This is a genomic window from Streptomyces sp. NPDC102514 (assembly GCF_055584525.1).
Window position 1 is genome coordinate 274855 of sequence record NZ_JBVJLW010000001.1, and the last position, 14381, is coordinate 289235.

The 14381-nt window shown below is 71.8% G+C and carries 13 protein-coding genes; 6 read left to right on the top strand and 7 right to left on the bottom strand.

What is annotated here, in order from left to right; all coding sequences use genetic code 11:
- Window positions 1–60: 60 nt before the first annotated feature.
- Window positions 61–1029, top strand: coding sequence for a LysR family transcriptional regulator (locus tag ACZ60E_RS01280; RefSeq protein WP_469436823.1), 969 nt, complete (start codon window positions 61–63; stop codon window positions 1027–1029).
- Window positions 1030–1044: 15 nt separating this feature from the next.
- Here the strand turns inward: ACZ60E_RS01280 and ACZ60E_RS01285 are convergent, their stop codons facing one another.
- Window positions 1045–1437 (bottom strand): TOBE domain-containing protein, encoded by a 393-nt coding sequence (locus tag ACZ60E_RS01285; RefSeq protein WP_469436826.1) that lies wholly within the window; start codon window positions 1435–1437, stop codon window positions 1045–1047.
- A 59-nt stretch (window positions 1438–1496) separates the two neighbouring features.
- A complete protein-coding gene (locus ACZ60E_RS01290; RefSeq protein WP_469436828.1) occupies window positions 1497–2885 on the bottom strand; it encodes a glycoside hydrolase family 43 protein in 1389 nt (462 codons plus the stop codon).
- Between the two features lie 343 nt (window positions 2886–3228).
- On the opposite strand from ACZ60E_RS01290, the gene ACZ60E_RS01295 reads away from it, so the two are divergent.
- From ACZ60E_RS01295 to ACZ60E_RS01305, 3 genes are all read left to right on the top strand, one after another.
- The gene (locus ACZ60E_RS01295) at window positions 3229–4152 is read left to right on the top strand and encodes an SDR family oxidoreductase (protein WP_469436830.1); all 924 of its coding nucleotides are present in this window, start codon (window positions 3229–3231) and stop codon (window positions 4150–4152) included.
- A gap of 69 nt (window positions 4153–4221) precedes the next feature.
- Window positions 4222–4698 (top strand): SRPBCC family protein, encoded by a 477-nt coding sequence (locus ACZ60E_RS01300; RefSeq protein WP_453792056.1) that lies wholly within the window; start codon window positions 4222–4224, stop codon window positions 4696–4698.
- Between the two features lie 43 nt (window positions 4699–4741).
- On the top strand, window positions 4742–6376 hold the full coding sequence (locus ACZ60E_RS01305) for a phytoene desaturase family protein (RefSeq protein WP_469436833.1): 1635 nt from the start codon (window positions 4742–4744) through the stop codon (window positions 6374–6376).
- A 9-nt stretch (window positions 6377–6385) separates the two neighbouring features.
- On the opposite strand, the gene ACZ60E_RS01310 is transcribed toward ACZ60E_RS01305, so the two are convergent.
- The gene (locus ACZ60E_RS01310) at window positions 6386–7558 is read right to left on the bottom strand and encodes a PucR family transcriptional regulator (RefSeq protein ID WP_469436835.1); all 1173 of its coding nucleotides are present in this window, start codon (window positions 7556–7558) and stop codon (window positions 6386–6388) included.
- A 234-nt stretch (window positions 7559–7792) separates the two neighbouring features.
- Here ACZ60E_RS01310 and ACZ60E_RS01315 point away from each other — a divergent pair, with 234 nt between their 5' ends.
- Complete coding sequence (locus ACZ60E_RS01315; protein ID WP_469436837.1) at window positions 7793–9586, top strand: FAD-binding dehydrogenase; 1794 nt, start codon at window positions 7793–7795, stop codon at window positions 9584–9586.
- Between the two features lie 129 nt (window positions 9587–9715).
- Window positions 9716–10165 (top strand): DUF6069 family protein, encoded by a 450-nt coding sequence (locus ACZ60E_RS01320; RefSeq protein ID WP_469436839.1) that lies wholly within the window; start codon window positions 9716–9718, stop codon window positions 10163–10165.
- 93 nt (window positions 10166–10258) lie between these two features.
- Here the strand turns inward: ACZ60E_RS01320 and ACZ60E_RS01325 are convergent, their stop codons facing one another.
- The 4 genes from ACZ60E_RS01325 to ACZ60E_RS01340 are packed head-to-tail and all read right to left on the bottom strand — an operon-like array spanning window position 10259 to window position 14366.
- Window positions 10259–11221 carry a fumarylacetoacetate hydrolase family protein gene (locus tag ACZ60E_RS01325; protein WP_469436842.1) on the bottom strand — a complete coding sequence of 321 codons (963 nt, stop codon included), beginning with the start codon at window positions 11219–11221 and terminating at the stop codon, window positions 10259–10261.
- A gap of 27 nt (window positions 11222–11248) precedes the next feature.
- Window positions 11249–12187, bottom strand: a complete 939-nt coding sequence (locus ACZ60E_RS01330; RefSeq protein WP_469436844.1) for a VOC family protein — start codon at window positions 12185–12187, stop codon at window positions 11249–11251.
- Window positions 12184–13209, bottom strand: a complete 1026-nt coding sequence (locus ACZ60E_RS01335; protein WP_469436846.1) for an amidohydrolase family protein — start codon at window positions 13207–13209, stop codon at window positions 12184–12186. The genes ACZ60E_RS01330 and ACZ60E_RS01335 overlap by 4 nt, the downstream gene beginning before the upstream one ends.
- Complete coding sequence (locus ACZ60E_RS01340; protein ID WP_469436848.1) at window positions 13206–14366, bottom strand: FAD-dependent oxidoreductase; 1161 nt, start codon at window positions 14364–14366, stop codon at window positions 13206–13208. Before ACZ60E_RS01340 ends, ACZ60E_RS01335 begins: the two co-directional genes overlap by 4 nt.
- Between the last annotated feature and the right edge of the window lie 15 nt (window positions 14367–14381).

Sequence of the window (14381 nt, forward strand, 5' to 3'; positions counted from 1 at the left end):
GCCGAGGCGCGGATGCCGGGATCCGGACACTGAGGGCCCGGTGCCCCTGGGAGGTCACGCGTGCAACTGCGCCAGCTTGAATACCTCGTCGCGCTCGCCCGGGAGCGTCACTTCGTCCGCGCGGCGGCCGCCTGCCATGTCTCCCAGCCCTCGCTGTCCGCGGCGATCCGCCGTCTCGAACACGAACTGAACGTGCCGATCGTGCGACGCGGCCGGCGCTACGAGGGCCTCACCCCGGAGGGCGAGGTGGTGCTGGCCTGGGCGCACCGCATCCTCGCCGAGGGTGACGCCCTCCGCCAGGAACTGTCCGCCCTGGGTGACGGACTGACCGGCACCCTGCGCCTGGGCGTGGTCCCCACGGCCCTGCCCACCGCCTCGCTCCTGACCACGCCGTTCTGCGACCGCCACCCCCGGGCCAGGGTCAGCATCGAGTCGCTGTCCTCGGTCGACATCACCCACGGTCTCGCCGAGTTCGAGCTGGACGCTGCCATGACCTACCTCGACGACGACTCCTTGCGAGGGGTGCGACGGCTTCCCTTGTACGAGGAGCGGTACATGCTGCTGACCCCGGTCGCCGGCCCACTCGGGAGCGCCCCGACGGCGAGCTGGTCGGCCGCCGCCGCGCTCCCGCTGTGCCTGCTCAACTCCCGTATGCGCAACCGCCGCATCATCGACGAGTGCTTCGCCGCCGACGGGGCCACCGCGGCCCCCGCGATCGAGTCGGACAGCGTCGCCGGCCTCTACGCGCACCTCCCCGGCGGTCGTTGGTCGAGCGTGATCTCGCACGCGTGGCTGCACATGTTCGGCGTACCGGACGGAATGCGGGTGGTACCGCTGGACGGACCGGCGCACGGGCCGCGGGTGGGCCTGGTGACCGGCCCCGACGACCCGCCGTCCGTACTCGCCGGGGCACTCCTGACGGAGGCGCGCCGGGCAGGCGTACGGGAGGCACTGGACGTACTGCTGCGGACGTATCTCGACTCGACCGCCACCGGTTCCCCGGGACGGTCGGACGCGAACCGGACCTGACCGCCCGCGAACCGCTCAGGCCCGGTCGATATGTACGTTCGTCGACTTGACCCGGGCGGTGGCCTCCACCCCGACCTCAAGACCCAGCTCCTCCACGGCCTCCCGCGTCAGCAGCGACACCAGCCGGTGCGGCCCGGCCTGGATCTCCACCTGGGCGGCGACATCACCGAGCTTCACCGCCGTGACGATGCCGGGAAAGGCGTTACGGACGGAGGTGTACGAGGTGTCGTCCTCGCAGTCGCTCTTGGCGAGCTCGACGGAGAAGGCGGCCAGGTCCTTGCCGTCGATGAGGCGCCGCCCGCCCTCGTCCCGGTGCGTGACCATCCGGCCCGCGTCCGCCCAGCGCCGTGCGGTGTCCGGGCTCACCCCGAGCAGACGCGCCGCCTGGCCGATCGTGTATGACTGCATACGCGCCAAGATAGGCGATCACTGACGCGCGGTACGCGACGCGCCCGGTTGCCCGGTTGTCAGTACCCGACGCGGAACGTGGCGTCCTGCTGCTCGGTGGCCGTGGAGACCGGATCGATGCGCAGCACGTAGTTCGAGTGGCGGATGTGGCGCGTGGGGTTGTTGTACGAGCGGAACGACGCCCAGGAGGAGTCGGCGAGGCCCGCCGTACGGTAGAAGGTCGCGTCGCCCGCGAACGCCGACGTGCTGTCGTTGACGTCGAGTTGGAGTGCGTAGTTGTAGTGCCGCAGATAGCGGGTCGGGTAGTTCACCGACTGGAAGGAGACACCGGAGCTGTCGGCCAGGCCCGGGACGAGCTTCCACTGCGAGTCGGTGTACAGGTCGAAGGGGTAGGTGTCGATGCGGGCGGCGTAGTTGGCGTGGCGGACGTAGCGGTCCGGGTAGTTGTACGACTTGAGCCGGTTCCAGGCCGGGGCGCCCCACTTGGTGAGCAGGTTGTTGTACTCGGTCGTGGTGATCGTCGCTATGCCGCAGTGCTTGGAGTTGACCGGCTGGGTGTAGGTCCTCTGGTCGAGCGCGGTCCAGGTGCCGGAGGCCAGGTTGCTGGACTGCCAGGCGTAGAAGACCCCGTTGGGTGTGTAGGTGTCACCCCAGAGGTACCAGTTGTTGCTGGTCAGCGACTTGAACACGGTCGGGGCCTCGGTGCCGCCGTGCGCGACGCCCGCGCTGAACTCGGTGAAGCTGCCCGGGTTGAGGGAGGTGGACCTCGCCGCCACCAGCGTCCCGCTCTTCTTGAAGAAGAGGTAGTTGTAGCCGTTCACACCGACGGCCATGTCACCGTCGATGACGTCGTACCCGGGGTCGAAGAACACCTGAGGCGCCGACGCGGTCACGAAGTCGCCGGTGTAGTTCACCATGATGACGTTGTGGCCGCTGGAGTTGACCGACGAGTAGATGACCGCGTACTGACCCCGGCCGGCGTCCCAGAACGCCTCGGGTGCCCAGCTGTGCGTGGTCATGTCGTGCAGCTTGAGCCGGCGGTAACCGGTGAGGGTGCGCAGGTCGGCGGAGTCCCAGACATGGATGTACTGGCTGTTGTAGCTCCAGTCCGTGCCCTTGAGGTCGGTGGCGATGACGACGAACGTGCCGTCCTGCTTGCGCATGAGGAACGGGTCGCGCAGGCCGAGGGCGCCCGCCGTGGGGGTGACCAGGGGGTTGTTCTGGTTGAGCGGCGTCCAGTTGAGGGAGTCGGTGCTGACGGCGAGATGCAGCCCGTAGTCGGTGCCGAGGCCGAGGCTGGTCGACTCGGTGAAGTAGCACATCACGTACGCCGAGTCCGCAGCGTGGGCGGTACCGGCGCCGAGGGTGAGTACGCCGGACGCGGCCAGGGGAGTGGCGGCGGCCATGCCGAGGAAGAGGCGCCGGGACGGCTGGGGTCGTGCGCTCATCGTGGTCTCCAAGCGGGTGCGGGCGTGACGAAGGGCCCCGGCGAATGCCGTGGGTCGGTATGTCGAACGCGGTTCGGGAGATCGATCAGAAATTAGGGTCCAGCCCCGACCACGTCAATGACTCTGACGAGACCCCTGAGTTCCCTGATACCGCCGCGCCCCCGTCCGGGCCGCGACAGGCCCCCACCGGCCCGCAGCCGACGCACGACCCGACGCCGGGCGGTGCACACCGACTCGTGGTCCGATGGAAACGGGCGCCCCCACCCGCATCCGGACAAGCCCGTCACCGGGAATCGTCCCCATCGGATCGGGAGCCGACAGGAGCCCGTACGAAGGGAGACCCGTGCAACACGACCCCCTGCGCGGCCGGACCGTGGTGGTGACCGGCGCCGCCCGCGGCCTGGGCGCCGCCCTGGCACGGGACCTGGCCCGCCGAGGCGCCCACCTCGCACTCCTGGGTCACGAGAAACCGGCCCTGGAGGCCCTGGCGGCCGAACTGCCGACCCGCGCGGTCGCCTGGGAGGTGGACATCACCGACGACGCCGGTATGGCCGACGCGGCCCGAGGTGTGCGCGCGACCCTCGGCAAGCCCTCCGCGGTGATCGCCAACGCGGGGATCGCCGAGGGCGGCCCCTTCGCCGAGTCGGACGCCGCGTCCTGGCGCCGGGTGATCGACGTCAACCTCACCCGCAGCGCGATCACCGCACGCGCCTTCCTGCCGGACCTGGTGGACACGGCGGGCTACTACCTCCAGGTCGCCTCCCTGGCCTCGATCGGCGCGTCACCGATGATGAGCGCCTACTGCGCCTCCAAGGCGGGCGTGGAGGCCTTCGCCCACTCCCTGCGGGCCGAGGTGGCGCATCAGCGTGTCGCGGTGGGCATCGCCTACCTCAACTGGACCGACACCGACATGATCCGCGACGCCGACCAGCACGCCGTGCTGCGCGAACTGCGCGGCCACATGCCGCCCCCGGCCCGCCGCGTCCATCCCGTGGAGCACGTCGCGGCCAGGCTGGTGCGGGCCGTCGAGCGCCGCCGCACCGCGGTGTACGTGCCCGGCTGGCTGCTCGCCGCCCAGCTCGGCCGGGTCGCGCTGCCGCCGGTCGTGCTGCGCGTGTCGCGCCGTGCGCTGCCCCGGCTGGCGGCCCGGGAGGCCTTCCGCCCCACCGGCCTGCTCGGCGCGGGCGGCCGGGCGGACGACTCCGGCAGCACCGGGACCCCCGGCGCCCCCGACGGCATCGGCAGTGGCAGGTCGCCGGTCGGTTGAACCGCGGATGCCGGGGGACTCGGCACCGATCACTCCGCTACCGACGGGTGCGACACGAGGGAGGCAGAGGTGGCCGTACGCCACAGGCTCATCAAGAAGAGCCCGCGCGAGGTGTGGGCCGTCCTGGCCGACGGCACCCGGTACGCGGACTGGGTCGTGGGGACGGCGTCCTCGTACCCCGTGCGCGGTCGGTGGCCGCAGGTGCACGCCGCGATCGGTTACGAGGTGCGGGTCGGGTTCTGGACCCTGCGCAACGAGTCCGTCGTCCGGGCGTGCGTCGAGGAGCGCGAGCTGGAACTGGAAGCGATCGCGGGCCCCCTCGGCACGGCTCGTATCGCCATCGAACTGCGGCCCTGGGGCGAGTACACGCTGGTGATCATCGACGAGCATCCGCTGCAGGGGGCCGGCGGCGCCCTGCACAACGTGGCCGTGGAGGGGCTCATCCAGGTGCGGCACCGGGCCATGCTCAAGCGGCTGGCCGACGTGTGCGAGGAGAACGGGACGAGCGAGTCGCGGCCCGCCCGCGCGGAGCCGAGGCCGGCATGACCGGCGTCGGCCGTGCGACACGGGACCGGGACGGGAGGCATTCATGCCGGACGCGGTAGTCGTCGGAGCCGGTCCCAACGGGCTCGTCGCCGCCAACCTCCTGGCCGACGAGGGCTGGAGCGTCGAAGTCCTGGAGGAACAGGACGAGCCCGGAGGCGCGGTCCGGCACGACCACGGGGTCGACCCGGACTTCACGAACGACCTCTTCAGCTCGTTCTACCCCCTCGCCGCCGCCTCCCCGGTCCTCTCCGGACTCCACCTGGAGCGGTACGGGCTGCGCTGGAGCCATGCGCCCCGCGTACTGGCCCACCCGCTGTCCGACGGCCGGTGCGCCGTGCTCGGACGAGACCTCGACGACACCGCCGCGTCCCTGGACGTCTTCGCCGACGGCGACGGCGACGCCTGGCGCGAGCTGCACCGGGTCTGGGAACGGCTGCGCCCCGACCTGCTGGAAGCGCTGTTCACCCCCTTCCCGCCGGTCCGCGCGGGCGCCCGGCTCGCCCTGCGCCTGCGGACCGCCGGCGGGCTGCGCCTGGCCCGGTCGATGATGCTGCCGGTACGGCGGCTCGGCGAGGAGGAGTTCCGCGGCGAGGGCGGCAGACTGCTGCTGGCGGGCAACGCGCTGCACGCCGACCTCGCCCCCGAGGCCGCGGGAAGCGGCGGCTTCGGCTGGCTCATGTCGATGCTGGGCCAGACATACGGGTTTCCCGTCCCCGTCGGCGGTTCGGGCGCCCTCATCGGGGCGCTGACCCGGCGGCTGGAGGAGCGCGGCGGGGTGCTCCGGTGCGGGGAGCGCGTGAGCCGCGTCGTCGTCCGGGAGGGCAGGGCCGTGGCGGTGCGCACGGCCGGTGGCGAGACGGTGCCCGCAGCCCGTGCCGTACTCGCGGACGTGTCCGCCCCCGCGCTGTACGGCGAACTGGTGGACAGCGCCGACCTGCCCCCGCAGGTGCTGGCGGATCTGCGCCGGTTCCAGTGGGACTTCGCCACCTTCAAGGTCGACTGGGCCCTCGACGGCTCCGTGCCGTGGCAGGCCCCCGGGGCCGTCGGCGCGGGGACCGTGCATCTGGCGGACGGTGTCGACGAGTTGACCCGGTTCGCGGCACAGGTCGCCATGGGACAGGTACCGGACCGGCCGTTCGCGCTGTTCGGGCAGATGACGACCGCCGACCCCACCCGGTCGCCCGAGGGCACCGAGTCGGCCTGGGCGTACACCCATGTCCCGCACCGCATCAAGGGCGACGCGGGCGACGACGGACTGACCGGGAGCTGGGACACCAAGGAGCAGGAGCTGATGGCCGACCGGGTCGAGCGGCAGGTCGAGCGCTTCGCGCCCGGGTTCCGCTCCCTGATCCGGGCCCGGCGCGTGCTGGCACCACCCACCCTCCAGGCTCTCGACGCCAATCTGCACGGGGGCGCCATCAACGGCGGCACCACGGCCCTGCACCAGCAGCTCGTGTTCCGGCCCGTCCCGGGCACCGGGCGCCCGGAGACCCCGGTCAAGGGCCTCTACCTGGCGTCGGCCTCCGCGCATCCGGGAGGCGGGGTGCACGGGGCCCCGGGCTCCAACGCCGCCCGCGCCGCGCTGCGCAGGAACCTCCCGAACGGTCTGACGCGCGCCCAGCGTCTGCTGGCCCGCCGCGACCGCAAGGGGGACCGCAGGCCCGAACTCGGCAGCTGACCGCGGTGGTTACAGCGGTTCCGGGTCCTGCCGCAGCCAGGTGGTCAGGGCCCACCACCAGTGCAGGGTGCTCAGCGGTTCGGCCAGGGGGCCGGACGCGAGGTCGGTCAGCGGGTGCCCGGTGATCTGCTGGAGGCGGCCGAGCCGGTAGCGGACGGTGTTGGGATGGGTGAACAGGGCCGTCGCACTCTGGTCGAGACGGCGGCCGTTGTCGAGGAACGTCAGTGCGGTGACCGCGAGTTGGCGGTGGAAGGCGTCCGACTCGTCGAGGGCGCCCAGGAGTCGGGCGCTCAGGTGCGCGCCCAGGAGCGGCTGGTCGGCGAGGGCGATCTCGGCGGCGAAGTCGGTCAGTTCGTACAGGCCCTGACGCCCCTGCCGTACACCGATGTCGACGGCCCGGACGCAGAGCCGGTACAGCGGGCGGATCTCCTCCAGAGGGGCGGCCGGCGAGACCACGACCAGCGCCGACGTTCCCGCTTCCCCGATCCCGGGCATCCGCCGGCACAGGCCGGCCGGTCGCCCCTCGATCAGGCCGGACACCGCGCCGAGACCGGAGAGCCGGTCCGTGAGGAGGCGTACGGCCGCGGGGTTGCCGGCGTCCGCGACGACGCAGTGGTGCGGTCCGCCGCCCGGCCGCATCCCGGCGCCCGCCATCTCCAGGGGCGACGGCACGACTCCGCCGACCAGCAGCCTGCGGAGGACGTTCGTGCGGACCTCGGCGCTCTCGTGCGGGGTGGCCCGCTCGGCGGCCCGGTAGCCGTTGATCACATGGCGTTCGATCGCGTTGCCGTACTCGTTGAGGCGCAGGACGACGCCGAGCAGGGTGCCGTCGGGAACTCCCGCCGCCCGGCAGCGCTCGACGGTGATCTCCAGTGCCCGGCCCAGCCCGGCCTGGACTCCGCGCAGCACCGCGGTCATCGCGACACCCTGGCCCGCCCGGTCGGCCCCCAGTAACAGGGCTGCTGTGAAGTCCTGTTGCTCGACCCCGTCGAAGGTGGCGAACCACTCGCCGGCGGCGCGGATCATGGCCCTCACGTGGGAGCGGCTCTCCGCCTCGGTGAGCCGGGCGACCTCGGGGGAGTGGGCACGGGCCGCGCGGACGAGTTCGCCGCACACGTCGTCGTCGACGGCCATCGTCCGCAGGATCTCGGTGACCGGTTCGCGCTCGTGGACGACAGCCATGCGTCGATTCTCCCTCCGCGGTCCGCGCGTGGTCGGTCGGCGCCGCTGTCGCCGGGCCACAACGAAGCCGTCCGCACGTTGGTGTCCGGCCACTACCACATCGCTGTGACGACCTGGTTCCCTGTGGGCTACCGACGGTAACAGTGCGGCAGTCCCAGGAACATCCCCCGTATCCCGTATCCCGTCTCACCTTTCCCGTCCTGCAGCTCCTCCGTCTCCTCCGGAAGGCAGTCCATGGAGAACTCACCGGCCCTGGCCGCGATCACTCGGCGCCGTGCCCTGACGGCGGCGGGCGGCGCGCTCGCCGCCACCGCCCTCGCGCAGGCCACCGCGCCTGCTTTCGCGGCCTCGGCCGCCGCCTCGGACGCGGACGCGATCGTCGTCGGAGGCGGACTGGCCGGCCTGGTCGCCACGGCGGAACTGGCCGCGGCGGGCCGCAGGGTGCTGCTCCTCGACCAGGAACCGGCGACCAACCTCGGCGGTCAGGCGTTCTGGTCCTTCGGCGGCCTGTTCCTCGTCGACTCCGACGAACAGCGGCTGATGGGCATCAAGGACTCCCAGGAACTGGCCTGGCAGGACTGGCTGGGCACCGCCGGCTTCGACCGCGGCATCACCGAGACGTCGGGGCAGGACCACTGGGCCTACAAGTGGGCCGAGGCGTACGTGGACTTCGCGTCCGGGGAGAAGCGCTCCTGGCTCGCGGGTCTGGGCGTGCAGTGGTTCCCGATCGTCGGCTGGGCGGAGCGCGGCGGCGGCCTCGCGGACGGACACGGCAACTCGGTGCCGCGCTTCCACGTCACCTGGGGCACGGGTCCTGCGGTCGTCGAACCGTTCGAGAAGAAGGTGCGGGCGGCGAACGCGGACGGGAAGGTCACCTTCAAGTTCCGGCACCGCGTAGACGGGCTCGTGACGACCAACGGGGCCGTCACCGGCGTCCGGGGCGCCGTTCTGGAGCCGAGCGACGCCGCCCGCGGGAAGCCCAGTTCCCGCACGGTGGTCGGTGAGTTCGAGCTGCGCGCCCCGGTCGTCATCGTCACCTCCGGTGGCATCGGCGCCAACCACGACCTCGTACGGCAGAACTGGCCGACCCGGCTCGGCACCCCGCCCAAGACCATGATCACCGGCGTGCCGGCGCATGTGGACGGCCGGATGCTCGCGATCACCGAGAAGGCGGGCGGCCGGATCGTCAACCCCGACCGGATGTGGCACTACACCGAGGGCCTCAGGAACTACGACCCCATCTGGCCGGGGCACGGCATCCGTATCCTGCCGGGCCCGTCGTCCATGTGGTTCGACGCCACCGGCAAACGGTTCAGCGCGCCGGACATGCCCGGCTACGACACCCTGCACACGCTGAAGTCGATCACCGCCTCCGGGTACGACTACTCGTGGTTCGTCACCACGCAGAAGATCATCGCCAAGGAGTTCGCGCTCTCCGGCTCCGAGCAGAACCCGGACCTGACCGAGAAGAACATCTGGAAGCTGCTCTCGCGCATCTGGCAGACGCCCGAGCCGATCGAGAAGTTCAAGAAGAACGGCGTGGACTTCATCGTCGCCACGACCCTGTCCGAACTCGTCCGCGGCATGAATAAGCTGACCGGCGACGGACTGATCGACCTGGCCGGCCTGCAGCACCAGATCGAGGCGCGCGACCGGGAGATGGACAACCCTTACACCAAGGACCTCCAGGTCATGGGCATCCGCAACGCCCTTTCCTACCCCGGGGACAGCATCAGCCGGACGGCGGCGGCGCACAAGATCCTGGACTCAAGTGCCGGTCCGTTGATCGCCGTTCGCCTCAACATCCTCACCCGCAAGACCCTGGGCGGCCTCCAGACCGACCTCTCCGGCCGGGTCCTGAACGCGGCCGGCACGCCGGTGCCCGGCCTGTACGCGGCCGGGGAGGTCGCCGGGTTCGGCGGGGGCGGCGTCCACGGCTACCGGTCCCTTGAGGGAACGTTCCTGGGCGGGTGCCTCTTCTCCGGACGGGCGGCGGGGCGGGCCGCCGCGGCGGTGACGGGAACCTGAGCCGGGGCCCGACCCGGCCCCGGCCCGACCTGAAAAATGTTGCCCGGTGACCGCTCAGTTCCTGGCCTCGCTCCGGTCTGACTCCATGTAAGGCCAACCACCCAGGAATTGCCGACAGGAGACTCTGCCATGAGCGTCATCGCGTCCCGGAACCAGTCCTTCGCCCAGTCCCTCGGCACGCGTCCCGTGTGGCAGGTCGGCGTCCTCGCGGTGCTCGCCGGAGCCGTGGTGACCGAGGTCTTCGCTCTCGTCGCCCGCGGCGCCGGTGTGCCGATGGAGGCGGCCGGTCCCGGGGCGACGGAGGCCGCCGAGATTCCGGTGGGCGGCTTCGCCATGGGCGTGCTGTTCTGGTCGGTCGTCGGGGGCGTCCTGGCGATGGCTCTCGCCCGCTGGGCCGGGCGGCCCGCCCGCACCTTCGTGGTGATCACCGTCGCGCTGACCGTGCTGTCCCTGGCGGGCCCGGCCGTCGCCCCGCACACCGCCACGTCCACGCAGATCGTGCTGGCCGTGTCCCATCTGGTGGCCGCGGCCGTCGTCATCCCGCTGCTGGCGGGGCGGCTCGCCCGTGGGCGGGCCTGACCGGCGCGCCTGAGGGGCGCTTCTGAGGGGCGCGGGGGACTGCGCGGCCGGCCACGGCGGACCCGCGGCCGGCCGGACAGTCCCTCGCGCCCCTCAGGCGCGCCGCTGCCGGGCCGGTGGCAGGGGGACCGGCTCCACCCCCGGGACGACGGTGTTGGTGAGTGTGCCGATGGCCTCGGCGGTGAGGGTGACCGTGTCTCCGGGCTTCAGCGGTGGCGGGTCCTGCTCACCGCGCAGGCCCCACAGTTCGGCGAGGCAGCCGCCGTTGCCGCAGGTGCCGGAGCCGAGGACGTCACCCGGTACGACACGGGTGCCGCGGGACGCGTACGCGGTCATCTCCTCGAAGGTCCAGCTCATGTGGGACAGCAGGTCCCTGCCGACCACCCGGCCGTTGATCTCGGCGGTCAGGGCCAGCCGCAGGAAACCCTCGGCGTCCCGGTGCGGCTCCAACTCGTCGGCGGTGACGAGGTACGGGCCCAGCGTGGTCGCGGTGTCCTTGCCCTTGCACGGACCGAGCCCGACCTTCATCTCGGCGGACTGCAGGTCGCGGGCGGACCAGTCGTTGAGGACGGTGTAGCCGACGATGTGGTCGCGGGCCCGTTCGGGTGTGAGGTCCCGGCCCTCCCGTCCGATGACGGCGCCCACTTCGAGTTCGAAGTCCAGGGCGACCGACCCGGGTGGCACGGGTACGTCCTGCCCGGGGCCGTGGATGGCGTGCGGGTTGGTGAAGTAGAACGTCGGCGCCGCGTACCACTGCTCGGGCACGCCGGAGGTACCGTCCACGGCACGGCGTACGCCTTCGACGTGTTCCTCGAACGTGACGAAGTCCCGTACCGACGTGGGCCGCAGCGGCGGCAGCAGCCGTACCTGGGAGACATGCGGTCCGGGCGGCCCGCCGAGAGCCGCCGCCCCCGCCGCCAGCAGTCCTGGCAGACCGTCCGTCGCGTCGAGCAGGTCGGTCAGGGAGCGGACGGCGGGCAGGGGGTACAGGGTGTCGTCCGCCGCCACCACGGCGACCTGGGTCCGGTGGTGGTGGACGTACGTGGCGAAGCGCATACGGGCTCTCCTGACGGGCCGGGCGGATCAGACCGGCGGGGCGATGAACACACCCCGGTCGGGGTCGTTGAAGGACTCCTTGGCGATCAGTTCGTTCATCGGGTTGGCGGTGCCCCACTGGTCGGTGACCTCGGGCTGCGAGAAGTCGTAGACGTGCGGATGCCAGGTGTCCTCGTCCAGCTCCTCCAACTCCGTCGTGTACTCGACGGTGTTGCCGTGCGGGTCGAGGAAGTACGTGAACGTGTTGTCGCCCGCCATGTGCCGTCCCGGCCCCCAGATCTTCTTGAAGCCCGCGCGCATGACACGGCCCGAGCCGCGCATGTACTCGTCGAGGCCGCGCATCTCGAAGGAGACGTGATGCAGGGCGGTGTGCGGGCCCTTGGCCAGCGCCATCGAATGGTGCTGGTTGCTGATCCGCATGAAGTGCATGACCTCGCCCATGTGCGGCGAGCTGAGCGTGTCGGAGAGCAGGAAGCCGAGGTGGCGCTCGTACCAGCGCCGGGTGCGGTCGAGATCGGGGGAGTTGAGGACCACGTGCGACAGCTTGACCGGAATGGCCTCCTTCTCCTCGATCCTGCGGTGCCCGCGCACCTCCACGTCCGCGGAGACCTCGACGGTGCGGCCGTCGACGTCGAAGAAGCGGAAGCCGTAGCCGCCGCCGGGCGTGTCGACCCTGCCCGGCCGGGATATCAACTGCACGCCACCGGCGAGTAGTTGCTCGGCGAGAGTGTCGACGTCCGCCGGACTGGCGGCCCCGTAGGAGACGAGGTCGAGGCGCTTCTCCTCAGCCCTGCGCAGCCGCACGACGTACTGCTCCGGGGAGCCCTCGGCGGCCAGGAAGGAGATACCGGAGTCCTCGGCGACCTTGGTCAGGCCCCAGACGCCGGAGTAGAAGTCGAGCTGCTTGTCGTAGTCGGGCACGGCGAGGTCGACGTGCCGCAGATGGGTGAGCAGGCGTGCGCTCATGGGTGTCGGTCCTTCCTCAGGAGGGCGGTCGCGTTGCCGCCGCGTACGGCCTCGAAGTCGGCGTCGGGGAGCCGGGCCGCGCGCAGGGCGCCGACCGGGTCCTCGGTGCCCATGTCGAAGGGGAAGTCGGAGCCGAGCAGCACCCGGTCCGCGCCGGCCACCCGCACCAACTCCCGCAGGATGTGCGGGTCGTGGACGAGCGAGTCGAAGTACAGGCGCCGCAGGTAACTGCTGGGCCGCTGGGCACAGGCGGCACCGGCGTCGGAACGGGTCGACCACGCGTGGTCGGAGCGGCCGATATGGGTGGGCAGGTAGCCGCCGCCGTGGGCCGCCAGCACCTTGAGACGGGGATGGCGGTCCAGTACGCCCGAGAAGATGAGGTGGGAGAGGGCGACCGCGTTCTCGGTGGGCTGGCCGACGGTGTTGGACAAGTACCACCGGTCCAGGCGCTCGTCGAGCGTGCACCCGAAAGGATGCAGGAAGACGACCGCGCCGGTCTCCTCGGCTCGCCCCCAGAAGGGTCCGTAGGCCGGGTCGGACAACTCCCGGCCGGGCGCGTGGCTGGAGATCTCCACCCCGGCCAGGCCCTGCGCGAGGGCGTGGTCGAGGGCTTCGACCGTCCGGTCCGGGTGTTGCAGGGGTACGAGCCCGAGGCCGCGCAGCCGGTCCGGTGCGGCCGAACAGTGCGCCGCCGTCGCCTCGTTGGCCGTCCTGTACACCTTTTCGGCCGTGTCCTCGTCCGCCCAGTAGTGGTAGTGCGACGGGGAGGGGCTGACCAGCTGGATGTCCACGCCCTGGGTGTCCATGGCGGCCAGACGTACGGCCGCGTCGGTCAGCCGGGGCAAGCGGTCGCGCACCATGGGTCCGCTCACCGCGAGGGCGGCCGGACCGTTGCGGCGGGCGTCCACGCCCCGCGCCTCGGCGAGCCCCGGACGCCCCTCCACCAGCGCCTCGATCTCGGGGATCAGGACGTGGGCGTGGACGTCGACCGTGGGGGCAGCGGCTTGGCCGTGGGCGGTCACGGCAGCTCCCGCAGCATGGTCATGGTGCGGTCCATCAGGCCGGGCACATCGGCGTCGCGGACCCCGTCCAGCTGCCACTGCCCGAGCTGTACGGACGCCTCCACGACCGGACGCACCCGGGCGATCCGCCGCTCGTAGTACGCCTTGAAGAGCGCGTCGTCCCACGGGTCGGACCCGGTGAGCAACTGGGCGAGCACCCAGGCGTCCTCCAGGGACAGTGCGGCACCCTGCGCGAGGGTGGGCGGACAGCAGTGGGCCGCGTCGCCGATCAACACGACCCGGCCGCGATGCCAGGAACCCTCGACCAACAGCCTTTCGAACCAGGTGTAGTTGACCTGCGCCGGATCGGTGATGTGCGCGGTGATCTCCGGCCAGAAACCGCCGTACGAGCGGGCCAGGCGCCGCATCTCGTCGGCGTGCGACCTGGCCGGTATCGAGGCGCGGTCGCGGTTGGCCTCGACGACATAGGCGTACAGGGAGTCGTCGCCGGTGGGGCAGTAACCGGCGATGTGGGCGGGACCGCCGTAGGCGAGGTCGGTGCGGGTCAGTCCGGCCGGGCGCGGGGCGGCGATCCGCCAGATCGCCATGCCGGTCGGCTCGGGCCTGTCCGCGATGCCGATCGCGGCGCGGGTCGCGGATCCCAGGCCGTCGGCCGCGATCACCAGGTCGTAGCGCCTTGCGGTGTCCTCGGGTGCCTCGGAGCCGTCGTCCGGGCTTCCGCCGAAGCGGACGGACACACCCTCCGCGTCCTGGTCCAGGATCTCGGCGGTGGTGCCCAGACGGACCGAGGCGCCGCTGGCGCGCACGGCCTCGATCAGGATCCGCTGAAGGCGGGGGCGCTGCATACCGACGGTGGCGGGCAGGTCGTCGCCGCCGGTCCGCAGGTCCTCCTGCACATGCAGCACGGTGCCGTCGGGAGCGGTGATGCCGACCGAGGCGAAGCCGAAACCGGACGCCTCCACCTCGTCCCAGACGCCCAGCTCGCGCAGTACGCGCAGGGCGTTGCCCTGGAGGGTGATGCCGGAGCCGGCGGTGGCGTTCCAGTCGCTCCTGGCCTCGATCAGGTCCACCGCGAGGCCGGCGCGGCGCAGCAGGATCGTCACGGCGCTGCCGGCCGCGCCGCCGCCGATCACCAGGACCTTGCGGGGTGTGTTCATGGGGAACTCCCTTGT

Excerpts from the sequence above, each read along its gene's own strand:
- ACZ60E_RS01285 (WP_469436826.1), bottom strand. The coding sequence starts at position 1,437 with ATGCAGTCATACACGATCGGCCAGGCGGCGCGTCTGCTCGGGGTGAGC.
- ACZ60E_RS01290 (WP_469436828.1), bottom strand. The coding sequence starts at position 2,885 with ATGAGCGCACGACCCCAGCCGTCCCGGCGCCTCTTCCTCGGCATGGCC.
- ACZ60E_RS01305 (WP_469436833.1), top strand. The coding sequence starts at position 4,742 with ATGCCGGACGCGGTAGTCGTCGGAGCCGGTCCCAACGGGCTCGTCGCC.
- ACZ60E_RS01310 (WP_469436835.1), bottom strand. The coding sequence starts at position 7,558 with ATGGCTGTCGTCCACGAGCGCGAACCGGTCACCGAGATCCTGCGGACG.
- ACZ60E_RS01315 (WP_469436837.1), top strand. The coding sequence starts at position 7,793 with ATGGAGAACTCACCGGCCCTGGCCGCGATCACTCGGCGCCGTGCCCTG.
- ACZ60E_RS01320 (WP_469436839.1), top strand. The coding sequence starts at position 9,716 with ATGAGCGTCATCGCGTCCCGGAACCAGTCCTTCGCCCAGTCCCTCGGC.
- ACZ60E_RS01325 (WP_469436842.1), bottom strand. The coding sequence starts at position 11,221 with ATGCGCTTCGCCACGTACGTCCACCACCACCGGACCCAGGTCGCCGTG.
- ACZ60E_RS01330 (WP_469436844.1), bottom strand. The coding sequence starts at position 12,187 with ATGAGCGCACGCCTGCTCACCCATCTGCGGCACGTCGACCTCGCCGTG.
- ACZ60E_RS01340 (WP_469436848.1), bottom strand. The coding sequence starts at position 14,366 with ATGAACACACCCCGCAAGGTCCTGGTGATCGGCGGCGGCGCGGCCGGC.